Consider the following 17,422-nt stretch of genomic DNA (forward strand, 5'->3'; position numbering starts at 1 on the left):
GACAGGCCACCGGCAGCATCGGCCCGCCTCGCGGCGGCCCGCGCCGCGTCGGTCGCGGCGGCGCCGCGCACGGCGGCCGCCTCCGCCAACCCGGCCCCGGCTGCCGCCACGTCTCCGCCCGCGACGCCGCCCGGCCAGCAAGATCCCGAAACGATCCGGCGCGCGGCCCTCGCGTTCCTGCAGCAGCAGATCGCCGGCCTGCCCGGCAAGACCACCGCGACGGTCACGACCGCCTTTCCGCGCGGGCTCGCCGCGTGCACGACGCTCGAACCGTTCCTGCCGACCGGCGCGCGCCTGTGGGGCCGCACGACGGTCGGCGTGCGCTGCGCGGGCGAACGGCCGTGGACCGTCTACCTGCAGGCGAAGGTCGCCGTGCAGGCTACCTATTACGTCGCCGCGCGCCAGATCGCGCCCGGCGAGCCGCTCTCCGCGGCCGATCTCGTCGCGCGCGACGGCGACCTGACGGTGCTGCCGCTCGCGGTGATCACCGATCCGGCGCAGGCGATCGGCGCGACCGCGCTCGCGCGCATCTCGGCCGGGCTGCCGCTGCGGCAGGACATGCTGAAGAGCGCGGCGTCGGTGTCGGCCGGCCAGACGGTGCGGGTCGTCGCGGCCGGCCCCGGCTTCACGATTTCGGCCGAGGGCAGCGCGCTCGCGAATGCGGCGCCCGGCCAGTCGGTGCGGGTGCGGATGGCGGCGGGCCAGATCGTCACGGCGATCGTCAAGGACGCCGGCACCGTGGAAATTCCGCTGTAGGGACGGATCGGCCGCAAAAATGTAAAGAATTGTTTATTCGGAGCCTGTCGGGCTCGCGATGCTAAAGTTCGGGCCGACCCGGCCGTTATCTGGGTCAAACCGTACAGGAAACCCATCGTGAAGATCGATTCCACTCCGAAACCGAGCCCCCTCGCGCCGACCGGCAACGGCGCGGCCCGTGCGCCGTCCGGCACGGACCAGCCGTCCGCACCGGCAGCCGACGCAGGATCGACCGGCGGCGACGCGACCGTGAACCTGTCGGGTCTGTCCGGCCAGTTGCGTTCGGTGTCCGCATCGGGCGACGCCGATATCGACGCGGGCCTGGTCCAGTCGATCAAGGACGCGCTGAACGACGGCACGCTGACGATCGACGCGAACAAGATTGCCGACGGCGTATTGAACACCGCCCGCGAACTGCTGCAGCAGCAGCGTCCGGGCAGCTAATCCCCGGCCTCGTGGCCGGGTCACCCCGGTTTGCCGGCGCGCGCAGCACTGCGCGCACCGGCGTGACGAGCATGACGCGATGAGAGAAGAGCTGCTGGCCACGGTCAACGACGAACACGCGACGGTCGAGGCGTTCGCGTCCCTGCTCGTCTACGAGGAAAAGGCGCTGACGACGGCCGAGCCGCTCGAGATGCTGCCGGGGATCGTCGAGAAGAAAAGCGCGCTGATCGACCGGCTCGCGCAGCTCGAACGCACGCGCGACACGCAGCTTTCCGCGCTCGGCTTTCCGGCCGGCAAGAAAGGCATGGACCAGGCGGCCGAGCGCGATGCGCGCCTCGCGAGCCGCTGGCAACTGCTGCAGCAGGCCGCCGAACGCGCGCGCCAGGCCAATGCGAACAACGGGATGCTGATCCGGATCCGGATGGACTACAACGAGCGCGCGCTCGCGGTGCTGCGCTCGGCGCCCGCGCCAGCCGGCGTGTACGGCCCCGACGGGCGCGTGTCGGCGCTCACGCGCTGACCGGCGCCGCGCCGCGCGGCCGCCCCGCGGCCGCGCTCCCTGCTTTCCCCTTCGTTACAACAGCGGACACGCGGTGACCTGCGTGCCGCGTTCCACGCACAGCCGCTCGTAGTCGCGCAGGTACGCGCGCTCGGCGTCGTCCAGCAGATCGACATCGATCAGGTCCCAGTCGTAGCCGACCGTCACGATGTTCTCGAACGTCACCGTGCCCGGCTGCGCGTCGTCCGGCCGCACGATCACGATGTTCTCGATCCGCACGCCGCCCTTGCCCGGCAGATAGATGCCCGGCTCGACCGAAATCACCGCGTTCGGCACCAGCCCGTAGGTCGCGCCCGGCGCGAACCGCACGCCGCCCTCGTGCACGTGGATCCCGACGCCGTGGCCGGTGCCGTGGCCGAAATCGTGGCCATGATCGCGGCACACCTGGCGCACCAGCGCATCGACGTCGCCGCCCGTCGCCGTGGCCGGAAAGCGCGCGACGAGCCCCTTGATGCAGGCCTTCAGCGCAACCGTGTAGATCTCGCGCTGCCACGGCTGCGCGACCGTCTCCGGCCGCGTGCGGCGCAGCACGACGCGCGTGCAGTCCGTCGCGAAGCCGGCTTCGTAGTACGCGCCGCTGTCGAGCAGCACGAGCTCGCCCTCGGTCAGCTCGACGTCGGTGCTCGCTGCCGTGTAATGCGCGAACGCGCTGTTCGCGCCGTTCGCCGCGATCGACGGGAACGACAGCGCGACCGCCGAACGGGCGCCGTACGCGTCGTTGATCCTGCGCGCGAGGTCGTACTCGGTGTGGCGCACGCCCGGCTCGCCGGTCTTCGCCCAGCGCATCGTCTCGGCGATCGCCGTGGAGCTGCGCGCGAACGCGTCGCGGAAGCGCTCGAGCACCGCCGGCGTCTTGCTTGCCCGCATCGCCTCGACCGGGTTGAAATCGGCATGCCGCGCGTGCGGCCACACGCGCTTCACCGCGTCGACGAGCGCGCAGTTCACCGATTCGAAGCCGTAGCACACGTGCTCGACCGCGAACCGGGCCAGAAACCGTTCGAGCGCCGCGACGTCGCGCCGGATCACGTGCAGCGCCGGATACGAATCGAGCGCGACCTCGCAGCGGTCGCAGCCTTCCGGCAAGAACAGCGCCACCTGGCCGCCGATCGCGAACAGGAAGCCGAGGTGCGACGACGCATTCGGGATGTGATAGCCGCGGCTGTTCAGCAGATACGCGAGATCGTCCGACGCGCACGTGAAGAACGCCGTCCTGCCGTCGGCCGCGCCGGTATGCGCGGCGAGCCGGCGGTTCAGCGCGTCGAGGTTCTGCGCGACGCTCGCGCCGGTCATCGCGGCCGGAATCTCGAAGATCGGCCGCTCGACGTTCCAGCCCGGCAGCGCGATCGCGCGATCGATCTCGCGATCGGCGAGGCTCGCCCAGTCGAGCGACGCGGCCCGTGTCTGCTCGAACAGCCGGTCGCGCTGCGCGACGCTGATCCGCCGCGCGTCGTAGCCGACCCGCGCGAGCCGGCTCGCGTGCGCGAGCAGCCAGTCGGCCATCGCCTGCCAGATCGTCACGTCGATGCCGAGCTTCTCGACGCGCACGCGCGCCGGATCGCACTGCTCGTCGGCCTGGAAGTGATAGCGGCCGTCGACGAACAGCACGAACGGCGGCAGATCGAGCGCCTGCGCGGTCGCCGCGCTCAGGAAGATTCCGCAGCCGGCCGACCCGTCGAAACCGGACACCGCGTAGCGCGGGTTGTTGCCGCGCGGCAGGTATTCGGTCACGTATTCGTCCTGCGACGTGATCACCACCGCGTCGAGCCGCGCGGCATCGAGCAGGCGCGACAGGCCGGCCTGCGTGTCGGCGACGGACGCGTCGTACGGGGGAAGGCCGGAGAAGCTGTATTTCAGTCGATCGATCATCGGATGCCCGTTATTCGTTGCTGTCGGCGGCCGGAAGCATGTCGCGGCGTCGCGCCTGCCTGACATGACACGTCGCCGCGGTTCAGGTCACGCACGGCACGACGCGCGGCCGCGGCCGCGCCGCCGTTCAGGCGGCAGGCCACGGTAAAATTTTTGTCTCACTTAACTTTGTTTGATGCGCGACAGAATCTAGAGCACGCTGAAATCGAGGTCAAGCCAAAATTTTCGTAGGACTAAAATCGGCGCCCCGCCCGCGGATCCCGGCACAACGCCAATTCGGCCGGCGACGCCGCGCGGTACAATGCGCCGGCCCCGCCGCCGTCCCGCCCCGGCGGCCGCTTGGCCCCTTCGCCCGCGTCCCGACTCGTTGCCACACGAAAGAGATTCATGGATTCAGACCTCATGCGTATCGGCCAGCGCATTCGCCGCCTGCGCCGGGAAGCGAAGAAGACGCTGCTGGAAGTCGCGTCCGAAGCGAAACTGTCGGTGGGGTTCCTGTCGCAGGTCGAGCGTCATCTGACGGGCATCTCGCTGTCGTCGCTCGTCAACGTCGCGAAGGCGCTGGGCGTGCCGCTCGGCGCGCTGATCGACCAGCCGCGCCAGGCGCAGCCCGATTCGCACGAGGGCAGCCGCCGGCCGTACGCGCTCGACGCCGCGTCGCAGTGGTACGAGCGGCTGTCCACCACGTTCGACGGCAGCCAGATCAACGCGCTCAAGGTGCAGATGCTGGAAGGCTACCGGTCCGAATGGGTCGCGCACGGCGGCGACGAATTCGTGTACGTGCTGGCCGGCCGCGTCTGCTACACGGTCGGCAAGAAGCATTACCCGCTGACGGCCGGCGACTCGCTGCACTTCGACGCGCGCAAGCGCCATCGCGTGGCCAACGTCGGCGACGGGCCGGCCGAGCTGATCACCGTCAGCACGCTGCCGCTGTTCGACGACAGCGGTGCGGAATGCGTGCCCGCGACGACGGATATCGGGCAGCCGGCCGCTGGCGCGCCGCGCGTGCGCCGCCGCGCGCCGGCTCCCGAACGGAATGGCCGCGACGCCGCCGCGGCACGGCCGTCGAGGGCCGGCGCAGCCGAAAGGAAGGGGACGGCGAAGGCGCGCGCCACCGCCGCCGGCAAACGCCCGGCGGCCGCGACCCCGGCACGCAGGAAGAAACCGTAACGGCCGACGGGCGCGCACGCCCTGCGCGCTGTTCCGCGCCGCCTACTCGCCGATCGCGAGCGCCTGCGCGACAGCCTGGATCCGCGCGCGGTGCACGGCATCCTTGATCTTCTCCGTGTCGCTGCCGATGCCGCGCGCGATCGCGCCGGCATCGACGCTGCGCGCCGCCGCGAGCGCGACGCGCAGCCGCTCGGCCTGCGGGTACGGCTGCGCCTCGAGCCCGAGCCGGCCGCGCGCATCCGATTCGCAGGCCTGCAGCAGTTCGGCGAAGCGCGCCGGCTTGCGCAGCGCGTCGCTGCGCTCGAAGAGCCGCACCAGCGCGGCCGCGCCCATTTCCATCACACGATGCAGGTTGCCGTGCTCGCGCGCGACCACCAGCGCGAGATCGCGGCATTCGTTCGGCACGCGCAGCCGCTCGCACAACGGCTTGAGCAGTTCGACGCTGCGGCCTTCGTGGCCGACGTGGCGCGGCAGCACGTCCGCGGGCGTCGTTCCCTTGCCGAGATCGTGCGTGAGCGCCGCGAAGCGCACCGCCAGCGAATAGCCCTGCTTCGCCGCGTAGTCGACCACCATCATCACGTGCACGCCGGTATCGACTTCCGGGTGGTAATCGGCGCGCTGCGGCACGCCCCACAGCGCGTCGACCTCGGGCAGGATGCGTGCGAGCGCGCCGCAGTCGCGCAACACCGCGAACATCCGCGACGGCCTCGCCTCCATCAGCCCGCGCGCGATCTCCTGCCATACGCGCTCGGGCACGAGCGCATCGACCTCGCCCGCGTCGACCATGCGCCGCATCAGCGCGAGCGTTTCGTCCGCGACCGTGAAATCCGCGAACCGCGCGGCAAAGCGCGCGATGCGCAGGATCCGCACCGGATCCTCGACGAACGCGTCGCTCACGTGCCGGAACACGCGCGCGCGCAGGTCGGCCTGCCCGTCGAACGGGTCGATCACCGGGCCCACCAGCGCGCCATCCGGGCTCACCTCGCGCGCCATCGCGTTGATCGTCAGGTCGCGCCGCGCGAGATCCTCGTCGAGCGTCACGTCCGGCGCGTAATGGAACTGGAAGCCGTGATAGCCGGCCGCCGTCTTGCGCTCGGTGCGCGCCAGCGCGTATTCCTCCTGCGTCTGCGGATGCAGGAACACCGGGAAATCCTTGCCGACCGGCCGGAAGCCCTGCGCGGTCATCTGCTCGGGCGTCGCGCCGACCACCACGTAGTCGCGGTCCTGCACCGGCACGCCGAGCAATTCGTCGCGGATCGCTCCGCCTACTGCGTAGATGTTCATCACTGGGGCTCGTATTCGGCGATCACGTTGGTTTCGCGGCGCGCACCGTCGATCCACTGCCGCACCGCCGGCAGCGCCGTCACGCGCGCCGCATAGCCGGCGGCTTCCGGCGACAGCGCCGGCGCGTACGTGTTGAAGCGCATCACGACGGGCGCGTACATCGCGTCGGCAATGCCGAATTCGCCGAACAGGAACGGCCCGCCCGACGCCTCGATGCATTCGCTCCACAGCGCGTCGATGCGCGCGACGTCGGCGAGCGCTTCCGGCGTCGCGCCGCGCCCCGGCATCGACGCGCGGATGCTCATGCCCACCTGCGTGCGCAGCGCCGCGAAGCCCGAATGCATCTCGGCGGATATGCAGCGCGCATGCGCGCGCGCGAGCGGGTCGGCCGGCCACATCGGGAATTGCGGATAGCGCTCGGCGAGCGTCTCGGCGATCGCGAGCGAATCCCAGATCGCCGAGCCGTGATCGTCGACGAGGCACGGCACCTTGCCGGTCGGCGAGTATTCGCGGATGCGCGCGGCCGTGTCGTCGCGGCGCAGCTCGACCACGATCTCGTCGAACGGGATACCGAAATGCACGAGCAGCAGCCACGGCCGCATCGACCACGACGAGTAGTTCTTGTCTCCAATGACGAGCTTCATGACGGGGTTCCCGAAAACGCGAAAAAGGAAAAGAAAGGGGCCGGCCGACGTCGCCCGGCGCGCGGGCTAACGACGCGAGCGGAACCAGTCGAACCGCGAGCGTTTCGTCGCTTCGCCGAGATACGCGGGCGCGATGCTTTCGAGACTCGCGGGCGAGAGCCCGAGTTCCGGCGCGAGCGGCCCCGACAGCACGTTCGGCACCGACATCGTCGCGAGATTGTCGCGCGTGAGCACCGGCTCGCCCGGCAGGCATTCGAACACGCTTGCCTGCAGCCGCGCAAGCGCGTCGGGCAGCCGCACGATGCGTGCCTGCCGGCCGACCAGCGTGCCGCAGTAACGCACCAGTTGCTCGAGCGTGTAGACGGTCGGGCCGCCGAGCTCGTAGGTCTTGCCGTGCGCGCCCGCGAGATCGAGCGTGTTGACGAACGCGCGCACGACGTCGCCGACGAACACCGGCTGGAAGCGCGCGTCGGGCATCGCGAGCGGCAGCACGGGCACCGTGCGCTGCAGGGTCGCGAACGTATTGAGGAAGGCATCGCCCGGGCCGAACACGACCGACGGACGGAAGATCGTCAGCGCGAGCGAATCGGTGGCCGCGACCGCATGCAGCGCGGCTTCGCCGTCGCCCTTCGAGCGCTGGTACATGCTCGCGCCGTGGGAATCGGCGCCGAGCGCGCTCATGTGCAGCAGACGCCGCACGCCGGCCTCCGTGCAGGCCGTCGCGAGCGCGGCCGGCAGCGCGACGTGCGCGCGCTCGAAGCCCGGCCCGTACGGCGTGCCGCGCCCGCCGTGCAGCACGCCGACCAGGTTGATCGCCGCGTGCGCGCCGGCGACGAAGCGCGCGAGCGTGCGCGTGTCGAGCGCGTCGAGCTCGACGATGTCGACCGGCAGCATCTGCAGGTGGCGCGCGTGGTCGCGCCGCCGCGTGCCGATCCGCACGTGCTTGCCGGCGTCGATCAGCGCATTGACGAGCCGGCTGCCGATGAAGCCGGTACCACCCAGCAGCGCGACGGTCTGGCGATCCATGATGTGGGCCTCGAAAGAACACTGCCGCGTCTCGCGCGGCAGTTCATGTATCAGGGCGAGATCATGCCTAGACGCTTCTTCAACGACTGCGGTTTGCCCTCGAAGAGCGCCGCGTAGTAGACGGTGTTCGACAGCACGTTCTTCACGTAGTCGCGCGTCTCGTTGAACGGAATCGTCTCCGCGAAGATCGCGCCTTCGACCGGCTGCGTCAACACCTGGCGCCACTGGCGCGGCCGGCCCGGGCCCGCGTTGTAGCCGGCGGTGGCGAGCACCGGCGAGCTGTCGAAGTTGTTGTAGATGTCCGCGAGATACCAGGTGCCGAGCTGGATGTTGGTGTCGATGTCGTGCATCTGCGCACGCGAGATCGTGCCCATGCCGAGCTTCTTCGCGACCATCTGGGCCGTCGCCGGCATCAGCTGCATCAGGCCGCCCGCGCCGACCGACGAACGCGCGCTGATGATGAAGCGCGATTCCTGGCGGATCAGCCCGTACGCCCACTCGACGTCGAGGCCCGTCGACTGCGCATAGCGCTCGACGGTCGTGCGGTACGGCGACGGATAACGCAGCGTGAAGTCGTGCTCGGCCTTCGTGCGGTCGGCCGTGTTGACCGTGCGGTCGAGCAGCTCGACGCGCTTGCCGTATTCGGCGGCCGCGAGCAGCTGGCGATCGGTCATCCCGCGCAGCGGCCAGTTCCATTCGCGATTGCCTTCGAGGCGCAGGTTCAGCGCATAGAAGCGCTGCGCGAGCGCGAAGCCCGGGATCTTGCTCATCGCATCGATCTCGGCGTCGCTCACCTTCGTGCGCGGCGGAATCGTCGTGCGCTGGCCGAGCTCCTCGCCGGCCAACTGCCCGTAGAAGTTGAACTGGCCGGCCACCTGCTCGAATTCCTGGTTCGCCTGCAGCGTGTCGCCGCTCTGCTTGAGCGCGCGCGCATGCCAGTAGATCCACGCCGGATCGTTGCGCAGCGACGGCGGCATCTGCTCGATCGACCAGCGCACCATCGGCCAGTTGCCGGCGAGCAGCGCGGCGCGCGTGCGCCATTCGTAGCCCGGGTTCGACAGCGGCGCGTTCGCCGATTTCGCGTACCAGACCGATGCCATCGGCGAGCGCTTGATCGCGCCCTGGTAGCCGATCGCGCCCCACGCGATCGCCTGTTCCTGCTTGGTGAGCGACGGCGCGACCGTCGTCAGCATCCCGGCGGCCGCGTCCGGATCGTTGCGCGCCATGCGGCCGAGCGCGATCAGCGCGAGCTGATGCGACGCGGCGTCGGGGCCGACGCCGCGCGCGAGATACAGCGGCGGCGCGCTCGTCGCCTGGTCGAAGCCGGCCGGGCGCGGGCCGAGCGCGTCGACGATCTTGCCGCCGAGCGTCGTGTAGTTCTGCTCGTACGCGAGGCGCGCCTGCTGCCACACGTCGTCGCTCGTGAACTGCTGGTTGACGGCGAGCGCGGTGATCAGGTCGACGCACGCGTCGCCGTAGTTCTTCGGCTCGACGAGCAGCGCGCGCGCCGCGTCGGCGACGTTCTCGTTGCGCGCCGCGCGCGATTCGAGCGCATAGCACTTGACCTGCGTGTCGTCGTCGAGCACGAAGCGCTTGTACTGGTCGTCGAAATTGCGCCAGTCGTGACGCGCGCCGAGCACGAGCAGGTAGTCGTTGCGCAGGCGATCGGCGATCGCCTGCCCGTCGTAGCGCTGCAGGAACGACTGCACGGGCGCGTCCGGCGCATCGACGCGCGCGCGGCCCGTCGAATCGAACAACTGCGGCTTGATCTGGAAATACTCGACGTAGGACGGAACCGGATAGTTCGGGATCATCGACGCAAGCTGCGCGGCCTTCGCGGCGTCGTTGCGGCGTGCGGCTTCGCGAAGCTGCACGAAGATCTGGTCATCCCCGGGGAGCGTGTCGTCGTTCGGTGCGGCGCATGCGGCCGTGCCCGCGACGAGCGCGGCGGCCGAAAGCGTCAGCGCGAGCGCGCGATATACTCGGAAAAGGCTGTTCGACATCGTTTTGAATGGAGCACGAAGTGAGCGAAAGCATAGCACGCAACCCTGTGCCGAACCCGAAGGTTGCGCTGCGCAAAACGCTGTCCGGCGCCCGTCGCGACGCCGCGTCGCAACCCGCCGCGAACGCCGCGCTCGACGCGCGGCTGCGCGCGCTGCTCGACCGTCTGGCGCCGCGCACGGTCGGGTTCTACTGGCCGCTGCCGGGCGAATTCGATGCGCGCGACGCGGTGCTCGCATGGTGCGCGGCGGGCGCCGGCCGGCGCGCCGCGCTGCCGGTGATCGGCGAGCGTCACACGCCGCTCGCCTTTCACGCGTGGGATGCGCGCACGCCGATGCGCGAAGGCCATCACCGGATTCCCGAACCGGCGTCGGGAATCGTCGTCGTGCCCGATCTTTTGCTGATTCCCTGCGTGGGATTCGATCTTCAGCGCTACCGGCTCGGCTACGGCGGCGGCTACTACGACCGCACGCTCGCCGCGTGGCCGGGCGACGCGCTGCCCGTGACGGTCGGCATCGCGTACGAAGCATGCCGCGTCGATGCGCTGCCGGCCGAAGCGCACGATCTCGCGCTGCGCTGGATCGTCACCGACGGCGCGCTTTACCCGGGCGCCGGATAATGCCGCGCGCGGCGCCGCGATCGTCGCCATGCGCCCGTGAGCGCATCGCCGCGCGCGCCCCTTTGCGCCGGCGCCTACAGCGACGCCGCCGCGCGCGCGGCCGTGTCGTAGAGGCCCGAAGCGTGGCGCAGCAACTGCGCCGCGTCGCCGATCTGCTCGTTGGTGAGGCCGCTGTCCTTCAGCGTCTCGATCAGGCAGTGCTCGCGCACCTCGCGGTATTTCAGGCACAGCTCGCGGCCCGCGTCGGTCGCGAAGAAGAACACTTCCTTGCCGCTCTTCTCGCTCTTCACATAGCCGCGGGCGATCAGTTTTTTCAGCGCATAGGTCGCGACGTGCGTATCCTCGATATTGAGCACGAAGCAGATGTCGGCGAGCTTCTTCTTGCGTTCGCGATGGCTGACGTGATGCAGCAGCGAGACCTCGACCGCCGTCATGTCCTTCGCGCCCGCCGCCGACATGCAGCGCACCATCCAGCGGTTGAACGCGTTGCCGGCCATGATGAGCCCGTATTCGAGCTCCGACAGCTCCGCGCTCGATTCGGAAACGAGGTGTTCGGATGACACGATCTTGGTCGCAGGACGCTTCATGGAAAGGCGGCGCAAGCCGGATGACAGGATGTGCCCGAGTGTACGCCAGAAGCCCCAGCCGACGAGCTAGGCGAAAACGCTTATTGAGAAGTTGTCGATATTTTATTGACAATGTGCGCTAACATTGCCGTCCGAACCGTGCCAGTCCGATGACGCAACCCCGCATTTATCCGCTCGGCGATGCCGCCCTCGTCTGCGAGGTGCCGCCGCCCGCCACGCTCGATTGCCAGCGCCGCGTCTGGGCCGTGGCGGAGGCTGCGCGCGCATGGCCCGACGTGATCGACGTCGTCCCCGGCATGAACAACCTGACCATCGTGTTCGACGCGCTCGCCGCGACGGCCGACTCGCTCACGCCCGCGCTGCGCGACGCGTGGGAGACGGCCGACGTCGAGCACGCGGACGGCCGCGAGGTCGAGATTCCGGTCGAATACGGCGGGGCCGCCGGCCCCGACCTGGCCGCCGTCGCCGCGCACACGGGCCTGTCGGCCGATGAAGTCGTCGAGCGCCACGCGGGCGGCGCCTACGTCGTGTTCTTCGTCGGCTTCCAGCCGGGCTTCGCGTATCTGGGCGGCCTCGACGCGTCGCTGCACACGCCGCGCCGCGCGGCGCCGCGGCTCGAGGTGCCGGCCGGCTCGGTCGGCATCGGCGGCGCGCAGACGGGCATCTACCCGGCCACGTCGCCCGGCGGCTGGCAGTTGATCGGCCGCACGTCGCAGGTACTGTTCGATCCGGCGCGGCCGCAGCCGACGCTGCTGCTGCCCGGCGACCGCGTACGCTTCACCATCGCCGGAGTCGACACACGATGACCCAGGGCAACGCACCGGGCACCATCGAAGTCGTGCGGGCCGGGCCGCTGTCGACCGTGCAGGATCTCGGGCGCCGCGGCATGCGCCATCTCGGCGTCGCGCAGGGCGGCGCGCTCGACGGCCTCGCGCTCGAGGTCGGCAACCGGCTCGTCGGCAACCGCCCCGACGCCGCGGCCGTCGAAATCACGATCGGCCCCGCCGCGTTCCGCTTCCCGCGCGCCACGCGCATCGCGATCACCGGCACCGAATTCGGCGCGACGCTCGACGGCAAGCCCGTGCACGCGTGGTGGAGCCTGCCGGTCGACGCCGGGCAGACGCTCGTGCTGCCGGCCGCGAAACGCGGGATGCGCGGCTACCTGTGCATCGCGGGCGGCATCGACGTGCTGCCGATGCTCGGCTCGCGCAGCACCGATCTCGCGTCGCGCTTCGGCGGCCTCGGCGGCCGCGCGCTGCGCGACGGCGATCGCCTGCCGGTCGGCGTGCCGCCGGCCGGCGCGGGCTGCCTGGCGCCCGATGCGCCCGAATTCGGCGTGAAGGCGCCCGCGTGGTGCGCGTTCGTGCGGGTCGACGAGCCGCCGCGCCGTCACCGCCCCGCGCATGCGCCGTGGGCGATGCCCGTGCGCGTGCTGCCGGGCCCCGACTACGCGTCGTTCGCGGCCGATGCGCAGCAGGCGTTCTGGGACGAGGAATGGCTCGTCACCGCGAACAGCAACCGGATGGGCTATCGCCTCGCCGGCGCCGAGCTTGCGCGCGAGCGGCCGGTCGAGCTGCTGTCGCACGCGGTACTGCCCGGCACGGTCCAGGTGCCGCCGAACGGCCAGCCGATCGTGCTGATGCACGACGCGCAGACCACCGGCGGCTACCCGAAGATCGGCACGGTGATCCGCGCCGATCTGTGGAAGCTCGCGCAGGCGCGGCTCAACCTGCCGATCCGCTTCGTGCGCACGACGCCCGATGCCGCGCGTGCCGCCCTCGTCGCGGAACGGGCGTACCTGCGGCAGATCGACGTCGCGATCGAAATGCGCGAGGAGGCGCGCCGCCGCGCCGGATCGCGCGCGGCGTGACAATGGCGGAAGCAGCAGCGAAAGACGCGCCACGCAACCAGTGGACGAGGAACATATGGAAATCGATCTGAATGCCGATCTCGGCGAAGGATGCGGATCGGACGAGGCGCTGCTCGACCTCGTCACGTCGGCGAACATCGCATGCGGCTGGCATGCAGGCGGCGCGAACGCGATGCGCGACTGCGTGCGCTGGGCCGTGCGCAAGGGCGTGTCGATCGGCGCGCACCCGAGCTTTCACGATCCGGAGAATTTCGGCCGCAAGGAAATGCAGCTGCCGGCCGGCGACATCTATGCGGGCGTGCTGTACCAGCTCGGCGCGCTGTCGGCGATCGCGCAGGCCGAGGGCGGGCGCATCGCGCACGTGAAGCCGCACGGCGCGCTGTACAACCAGGCCGCGCGCGACCCGATGATCGCCGACGCCGTGGTGTCCGCGATCCACGATTTCGATCCGTCGCTCGCGGTGTTCGGCCTCGCGAACAGCGTGTTCATCGCGGCCGCGCGGCATGCGGGGCTCGCGGCGGTGGAAGAAGTGTTCGCCGATCGCGGCTACCGCGCGGACGGCTCGCTGGTGCCGCGCAGTCAGCCCGGCGCGCTGATCGACGACGAAGACGCGGTGCTCGCGCGCACGCTCGACATGGTGCGCAACCGGCAGGTGCGCGCATTGAGCGGCGAGTGGGTGCCGCTCAATGCGCAGACCGTCTGCCTGCATGGCGACGGGCCGCATGCGCTGGCGTTCGCGAAGCGGATCCGCGCGGCGCTCGAGGCCGCCGGCGTCGACGTCGTGGCGCCCGGCGCGCTGCAGGCCGACGAACGCGCGTAACGAAGCATTCGCGTATTCGGCGTATTCGGCACATTGCCGCGGGCCGCACGTGTTCGTCGAGGCAAAGAAAAAAGCGCCCTCGCGGCGCTTTTCCGTTGGTGCAATCGCCGCGGCTTCGCCGTCTGTCGATTCACCCCCCGAAACCGTCTTTCGACGGTGACCGGAAAAATATTCCGGATTAAAAAACGTCCGCCGCCGCCCGATCACTGCCTTCCCCGGTCAGACGACGGAACGTCGCTTATGTGCAAGTCGGCCCGCATGCATGTGTTGTAGACGACGTTGGCCCCGCCGTGCATGCAGACTCTCCGCGGCCGGCACGTGCTTCACGTGCCGGCGACGCTCACCCCGCGCTTTATTTCTGCTACCCCGTAGAACTTATCTATTCTTTTCATTTTTTCAACTTGTGGGATGAAGAATAGAGATCGGCCGAACGGGATGTCAATCGTTTTAAACGCTATTTTCCGACGATTCAAGGGTTTTCCTTATCGACCGGCGCCACCGCGCAGGCGCGTCGCGCGGCGCGCGAGTCGTCGATCAAACAGGGGATGATCACGGCGAGCAGCCGGGCGCGATCAGTTCGCGTCGACCCGGTATCCTTGCTGGCGCAACAATTCGAGCACGCCGCGCGGGCCGCCCAGATGCAGCGCGCCGATCGCGACGAACAGCGGCCGGTTCGGCGCGGCGATTGCCGTCATCCGTGCAACGAAGCGCCGGTTGCGCTCGTACACGATCTTGTTGTCGAGCGACGCCGACAACGCCTTCGAACGCGCGAGCCGTTCGCTCTTCGCGACGGCCCACGCCGAGATCGCATCGGCGTCGCCAATTCGCCACAGCCGGTGCAGCGCCTTGATGTCGTCGGCGTTCTGCGCGGGCGTCTGCACCATGTCCTGCGCGAGCATCTCGCGCTGCTCGGCGAGCGTCAGCCCGGTGAACGCGCGCATCTGCTCGGCGAGCGTCTCGAGCCCGATCACGCGGCCGCCCTTCTTCCTCAGGAACACGTTCTGCAGCTGCGCCTCGGTGCCGTATTCGGTCTGCAGGCCGGCCGACAGCGAATCGTACGTCTCGACGACGAGCGCCGCGAGCCACGGCCGCATCTTGCGGATCTCGGCGAGCGCGGCCGGGTTGCCGCGCAGGCGCGCCGCGAGCCGCTGCCACAGCGGCTCGGGCAGCAGGCGCTGCAGGCACGGGTAGCGGCACACGCCGTACTTCGACACATCGTCCTGCGATTCGAGCAGATCGTCGGGCGACAGCTCGAGCGCGAGCGTCGGCGACGCGGCGAGCGCCGCGAGAATGGGCGGCCGGAACGGCTGCGCGCTCGGGTAGTCGGACGGATCGCCCGTGTGCAGCGTGCCGAGCACGTAGAGCGTGACCTTGCCCCTGGTCGCGACGTAGAACGGCATGCGCGCCGGCTGCACGCGCACGGTGCCGCGCGACACCGTGCCGTCGGACACGGCCGGCGCATGGAAGCCCGGCAGGCTCATGCCGGGCGGCGGAACCTGCGACGGATGAATCGGCGCGGTCGCCGGCGCACGCCCTTCGGCACGCGCCGGTTCGACGGGGGCCACGACGCTGGCCGCCACGCACGCGCCGGCCAGCGCCGCGCCCGTGACGGTACGCACGCTCCAGCGCCGCGCGTCGCGGTACGCGCGCATTGCGCGCGCGCCGCCTGCCCCCGCACGGCGCGCGCCGGACACGCGCGCCGCCAACGCTTCAGGCATTCGCCTCCCCGACTTCCTCGGCGCGATGGCAGGCCACGCGCCGGCCGTCCACTTCGCGCAGTTGCGGCTCCTCGACGCGGCACCGCTCGATCGCGTACGGGCAGCGCTGATGGAACGCGCAGCCCGACGGCGGATTGAGCGGCGACGGCAGTTCTCCCTGCAGCTTGATCTGCACGCGGCGGTCTTCCTCGAAGATCGCCGGCGTCGCCGACATCAGCGCCTGCGTGTACGGATGGCGCGGCCGTGCGTAGATCGTCGCCTTGTCGCCGAGCTCGGCGACGCTGCCGAAGTACATGACCATCACGTCGTCCGCGACGTGCTCGACCACCGACAGGTTGTGCGAGATGAACACGTAGCTCGTCTTGAACTGCTCCTGCAGATCCATGAACAGGTTCAGGATCTGCGCCTGGATCGACACGTCGAGCGCGGACACCGGCTCGTCGGCGACGACGATGCGCGGATCGAGGATCATCGCGCGCGCGATCGCGACCCGCTGGCGCTGGCCGCCGGAGAACATGTGCGGATAGCGCTTCGCGTGCTCGGGCCGCAGGCCGACCGTGCGCATGATCTGCGCGACGCGCGCGGCGCGCTCGGCGGCCGTCAGGTTCGCGTTGATCTCGAGCGGCTCGGCGAGCGTCTGCTCGACGGTCTTGCGCGGGTTCAGCGACGCGAACGGATTCTGGAACACCATCTGCACGCGGCGGCGCAGGTCGGCGACCGTGTCGCGGCTCGCGCCGGCCACGTTCTTGCCGTCGATCACGAGGCTGCCCGCGGTGGGCGCCTCGATCATCGTGAGCTGGCGCGCGAGCGTCGACTTCCCGCAGCCCGACTCGCCGACGACGGCAAGCGTCTTGCCGCGCTTGAGCGAGAACGACACGCCGTTCAGCGCCTTCACCGTGCCCTGGCCGAACATCCCGCGCTTCACCGTGTAGTGCTTCGCGAGTCCGTCGGCCACCAGTACCGCTTCCTCGTCGTGCGGCGTGGCACGGACTTCTTGATTTACATTCATCGTGAACTCCTGTCGACCGGAGTTTGCGCTTTAGCGCTTACTCCGGTCCCATGCAAAGCCGTCAGGTCGAGGTTCGAAACATTGAGCGGCTTGATGCAGCGTGCGCGCATCGCATCGTTGGCCGGCACCAGCGTGTCGAGCGCCGGCCGCGCCTTGCGGCAATCGTCGACGACGTACTTGCAGCGCGGCGCGAACAGGCACCCGGACGGGCGATCATCGCGGCCCGGCACCATGCCGGGCAATGCGGCAAGGCGACGCGCCCCCCCTGATTGTGCTCGGGAATCGCCGCGAGCAGCGCTTCGGTGTACGGATGATGCGGCGCGCGGAAGATGTCGGGCACGCGGTTGGTCTCGATGATCTCGCCCGCGTACATCACCGCGACGCGATGCGCGACCTCCGACACCACGGCCAGATCGTGCGAGATCAGCACGAGCGCCATTCCGCGTTCCTTCTGCAGCTTCACGAGCAGATCCATGATCTGCGCCTGGATCGTCACGTCGAGCGCGGTGGTCGGCTCGTCGGCGATCAGCAGCTTCGGGTTGCACGCGACGGCCATCGCGATCATCACGCGCTGGTTCATCCCGCCCGACATCTGGTGCGGGAACGACGCGATGCGGTTCTTCGCATCGGGAATGCCGACCTGGTCGAGCAGCTCGAGCGCGCGCCGGTGCAGCGCGTCGCCGCGCAGCCCTTCGTGCAGCTTCAGCACTTCCTTGATCTGGTAGCCGACCGTGTAGCTCGGGTTCAGGCTCGTCAGCGCGTCCTGGAACACCATCGCGATGTCCTTGCCGACGATCCTGCGGCGCGCCTTCGGCGACGCCTTCAGGAGATCCACGCCGTTGAACGTGACCTCGTCGGCCGTCACCTTGCCGGGCGCGTCGATCAGGCCCATCAGCGCCATCATCGTCACGCTCTTGCCCGAGCCCGATTCGCCGACGACGCCCACCACCTCGCCCGGCGCGACCGACAGGTTGATCCGGTCGACTGCGGGCAGGCCGTTGAAATTCACCGCGAGATTGCGGATGGTCAGAAGATTCTGGCTGCTCATG

16 protein-coding genes and 1 pseudogene are annotated in these 17,422 nt (G+C 69.8%); 8 read left to right on the forward strand and 9 right to left on the reverse strand.

What is annotated here, in order from left to right; translation table 11 throughout:
• The 3 genes from flgA to LGN10_RS29990 form a co-directional block, all read left to right on the forward strand.
• Positions 1–756 (forward strand): flagellar basal body P-ring formation chaperone FlgA (gene flgA / locus LGN10_RS29980; protein WP_226225949.1); only part of this gene is annotated, 756 nt, incomplete at its 5' end.
• Positions 757–873: 117 nt separating this feature from the next.
• On the forward strand, positions 874–1,200 hold the full coding sequence (flgM, locus tag LGN10_RS29985) for a flagellar biosynthesis anti-sigma factor FlgM (protein WP_059642451.1): 327 nt from the start codon (positions 874–876) through the stop codon (positions 1,198–1,200).
• Positions 1,201–1,279: 79 nt separating this feature from the next.
• The gene (locus tag LGN10_RS29990; RefSeq protein WP_006477557.1) at positions 1,280–1,720 is read left to right on the forward strand and encodes a flagella synthesis protein FlgN; all 441 of its coding nucleotides are present in this window, start codon (positions 1,280–1,282) and stop codon (positions 1,718–1,720) included.
• Between the two features lie 54 nt (positions 1,721–1,774).
• Here the strand turns inward: LGN10_RS29990 and LGN10_RS29995 are convergent, their stop codons facing one another.
• Positions 1,775–3,625, reverse strand: coding sequence for a M24 family metallopeptidase (locus tag LGN10_RS29995; RefSeq protein WP_226225951.1), 1,851 nt, complete (start codon positions 3,623–3,625; stop codon positions 1,775–1,777).
• Between the two features lie 387 nt (positions 3,626–4,012).
• Here LGN10_RS29995 and LGN10_RS30000 point away from each other — a divergent pair, with 387 nt between their 5' ends.
• The gene (locus LGN10_RS30000; protein WP_124658830.1) at positions 4,013–4,795 is read left to right on the forward strand and encodes a helix-turn-helix domain-containing protein; all 783 of its coding nucleotides are present in this window, start codon (positions 4,013–4,015) and stop codon (positions 4,793–4,795) included.
• Between the two features lie 42 nt (positions 4,796–4,837).
• Here LGN10_RS30000 and LGN10_RS30005 read toward each other — a convergent pair whose 3' ends face one another.
• The 4 genes from LGN10_RS30005 to LGN10_RS30020 all read right to left on the reverse strand — a co-directional run bounded on the left by LGN10_RS30005 (position 4,838) and on the right by LGN10_RS30020 (position 9,752).
• Complete coding sequence (locus LGN10_RS30005; RefSeq protein WP_059583916.1) at positions 4,838–6,079, reverse strand: multifunctional CCA addition/repair protein; 1,242 nt, start codon at positions 6,077–6,079, stop codon at positions 4,838–4,840.
• The gene (locus LGN10_RS30010; protein WP_226225953.1) at positions 6,079–6,723 is read right to left on the reverse strand and encodes a glutathione S-transferase family protein; all 645 of its coding nucleotides are present in this window, start codon (positions 6,721–6,723) and stop codon (positions 6,079–6,081) included. The genes LGN10_RS30005 and LGN10_RS30010 overlap by 1 nt, the downstream gene beginning before the upstream one ends.
• Positions 6,724–6,789: 66 nt before the next feature.
• Positions 6,790–7,749, reverse strand: a complete 960-nt coding sequence (locus LGN10_RS30015; protein ID WP_124863657.1) for a complex I NDUFA9 subunit family protein — start codon at positions 7,747–7,749, stop codon at positions 6,790–6,792.
• A gap of 50 nt (positions 7,750–7,799) precedes the next feature.
• Positions 7,800–9,752, reverse strand: coding sequence for a lytic transglycosylase domain-containing protein (locus LGN10_RS30020; protein WP_060966543.1), 1,953 nt, complete (start codon positions 9,750–9,752; stop codon positions 7,800–7,802).
• An 8-nt stretch (positions 9,753–9,760) separates the two neighbouring features.
• Here LGN10_RS30020 and LGN10_RS30025 point away from each other — a divergent pair, with 8 nt between their 5' ends.
• A complete protein-coding gene (locus tag LGN10_RS30025) occupies positions 9,761–10,369 on the forward strand; it encodes a 5-formyltetrahydrofolate cyclo-ligase (protein WP_059642468.1) in 609 nt (202 codons plus the stop codon).
• A gap of 74 nt (positions 10,370–10,443) precedes the next feature.
• On the opposite strand, the gene LGN10_RS30030 is transcribed toward LGN10_RS30025, so the two are convergent.
• Positions 10,444–10,956, reverse strand: a complete 513-nt coding sequence (locus LGN10_RS30030; RefSeq protein ID WP_059583924.1) for a winged helix DNA-binding protein — start codon at positions 10,954–10,956, stop codon at positions 10,444–10,446.
• A 149-nt stretch (positions 10,957–11,105) separates the two neighbouring features.
• Between LGN10_RS30030 and pxpB the strand changes: the two genes are divergently transcribed.
• The 3 genes from pxpB to pxpA are packed head-to-tail and all read left to right on the forward strand — an operon-like array spanning position 11,106 to position 13,646.
• On the forward strand, positions 11,106–11,762 hold the full coding sequence (gene pxpB, locus LGN10_RS30035; protein WP_226225954.1) for a 5-oxoprolinase subunit PxpB: 657 nt from the start codon (positions 11,106–11,108) through the stop codon (positions 11,760–11,762).
• Complete coding sequence (locus tag LGN10_RS30040; protein ID WP_226225956.1) at positions 11,759–12,826, forward strand: biotin-dependent carboxyltransferase family protein; 1,068 nt, start codon at positions 11,759–11,761, stop codon at positions 12,824–12,826. The genes pxpB and LGN10_RS30040 overlap by 4 nt, the downstream gene beginning before the upstream one ends.
• Before the next feature lie 55 nt (positions 12,827–12,881).
• Positions 12,882–13,646: a 5-oxoprolinase subunit PxpA gene (gene pxpA, locus LGN10_RS30045; RefSeq protein ID WP_059642477.1), complete on the forward strand. Its 765-nt coding sequence runs from the start codon at positions 12,882–12,884 to the stop codon at positions 13,644–13,646.
• Positions 13,647–14,218: 572 nt separating this feature from the next.
• On the opposite strand, the gene LGN10_RS30050 is transcribed toward pxpA, so the two are convergent.
• The 3 genes and pseudogenes from LGN10_RS30050 to LGN10_RS30060 form a co-directional block, all read right to left on the reverse strand.
• A complete protein-coding gene (locus LGN10_RS30050; protein ID WP_104011822.1) occupies positions 14,219–15,364 on the reverse strand; it encodes a TraB/GumN family protein in 1,146 nt (381 codons plus the stop codon).
• Positions 15,357–16,373: a peptide ABC transporter ATP-binding protein gene (locus LGN10_RS30055; protein WP_059642483.1), complete on the reverse strand. Its 1,017-nt coding sequence runs from the start codon at positions 16,371–16,373 to the stop codon at positions 15,357–15,359. Before LGN10_RS30055 ends, LGN10_RS30050 begins: the two co-directional genes overlap by 8 nt.
• Positions 16,370–17,421: pseudogene (locus LGN10_RS30060) on the reverse strand (ABC transporter ATP-binding protein). Before LGN10_RS30060 ends, LGN10_RS30055 begins: the two are co-directional and overlap by 4 nt.
• Position 17,422: the final 1 nt, after the last annotated feature.

Origin of the sequence: Burkholderia sp. AU32262 (assembly GCF_020419985.1) — a bacterium.
In the GTDB taxonomy this organism is placed as follows: Bacteria; Pseudomonadota; Gammaproteobacteria; order Burkholderiales; family Burkholderiaceae; genus Burkholderia; species Burkholderia semiarida.

Excerpts from the sequence above, each read along its gene's own strand:
- LGN10_RS29990 (WP_006477557.1), top strand. The coding sequence starts at position 1,280 with ATGAGAGAAGAGCTGCTGGCCACGGTCAACGACGAACACGCGACGGTC.
- LGN10_RS29995 (WP_226225951.1), bottom strand. The coding sequence starts at position 3,625 with ATGATCGATCGACTGAAATACAGCTTCTCCGGCCTTCCCCCGTACGAC.
- LGN10_RS30000 (WP_124658830.1), top strand. The coding sequence starts at position 4,013 with ATGGATTCAGACCTCATGCGTATCGGCCAGCGCATTCGCCGCCTGCGC.
- LGN10_RS30005 (WP_059583916.1), bottom strand. The coding sequence starts at position 6,079 with ATGAACATCTACGCAGTAGGCGGAGCGATCCGCGACGAATTGCTCGGC.
- LGN10_RS30010 (WP_226225953.1), bottom strand. The coding sequence starts at position 6,723 with ATGAAGCTCGTCATTGGAGACAAGAACTACTCGTCGTGGTCGATGCGG.
- LGN10_RS30015 (WP_124863657.1), bottom strand. The coding sequence starts at position 7,749 with ATGGATCGCCAGACCGTCGCGCTGCTGGGTGGTACCGGCTTCATCGGC.
- LGN10_RS30020 (WP_060966543.1), bottom strand. The coding sequence starts at position 9,752 with ATGTCGAACAGCCTTTTCCGAGTATATCGCGCGCTCGCGCTGACGCTT.
- LGN10_RS30025 (WP_059642468.1), top strand. The coding sequence starts at position 9,761 with ATGGAGCACGAAGTGAGCGAAAGCATAGCACGCAACCCTGTGCCGAAC.
- LGN10_RS30030 (WP_059583924.1), bottom strand. The coding sequence starts at position 10,956 with ATGAAGCGTCCTGCGACCAAGATCGTGTCATCCGAACACCTCGTTTCC.
- pxpB (WP_226225954.1), top strand. The coding sequence starts at position 11,106 with ATGACGCAACCCCGCATTTATCCGCTCGGCGATGCCGCCCTCGTCTGC.
- LGN10_RS30040 (WP_226225956.1), top strand. The coding sequence starts at position 11,759 with ATGACCCAGGGCAACGCACCGGGCACCATCGAAGTCGTGCGGGCCGGG.
- pxpA (WP_059642477.1), top strand. The coding sequence starts at position 12,882 with ATGGAAATCGATCTGAATGCCGATCTCGGCGAAGGATGCGGATCGGAC.
- LGN10_RS30050 (WP_104011822.1), bottom strand. The coding sequence starts at position 15,364 with ATGCCTGAAGCGTTGGCGGCGCGCGTGTCCGGCGCGCGCCGTGCGGGG.
- LGN10_RS30055 (WP_059642483.1), bottom strand. The coding sequence starts at position 16,373 with ATGAATGTAAATCAAGAAGTCCGTGCCACGCCGCACGACGAGGAAGCG.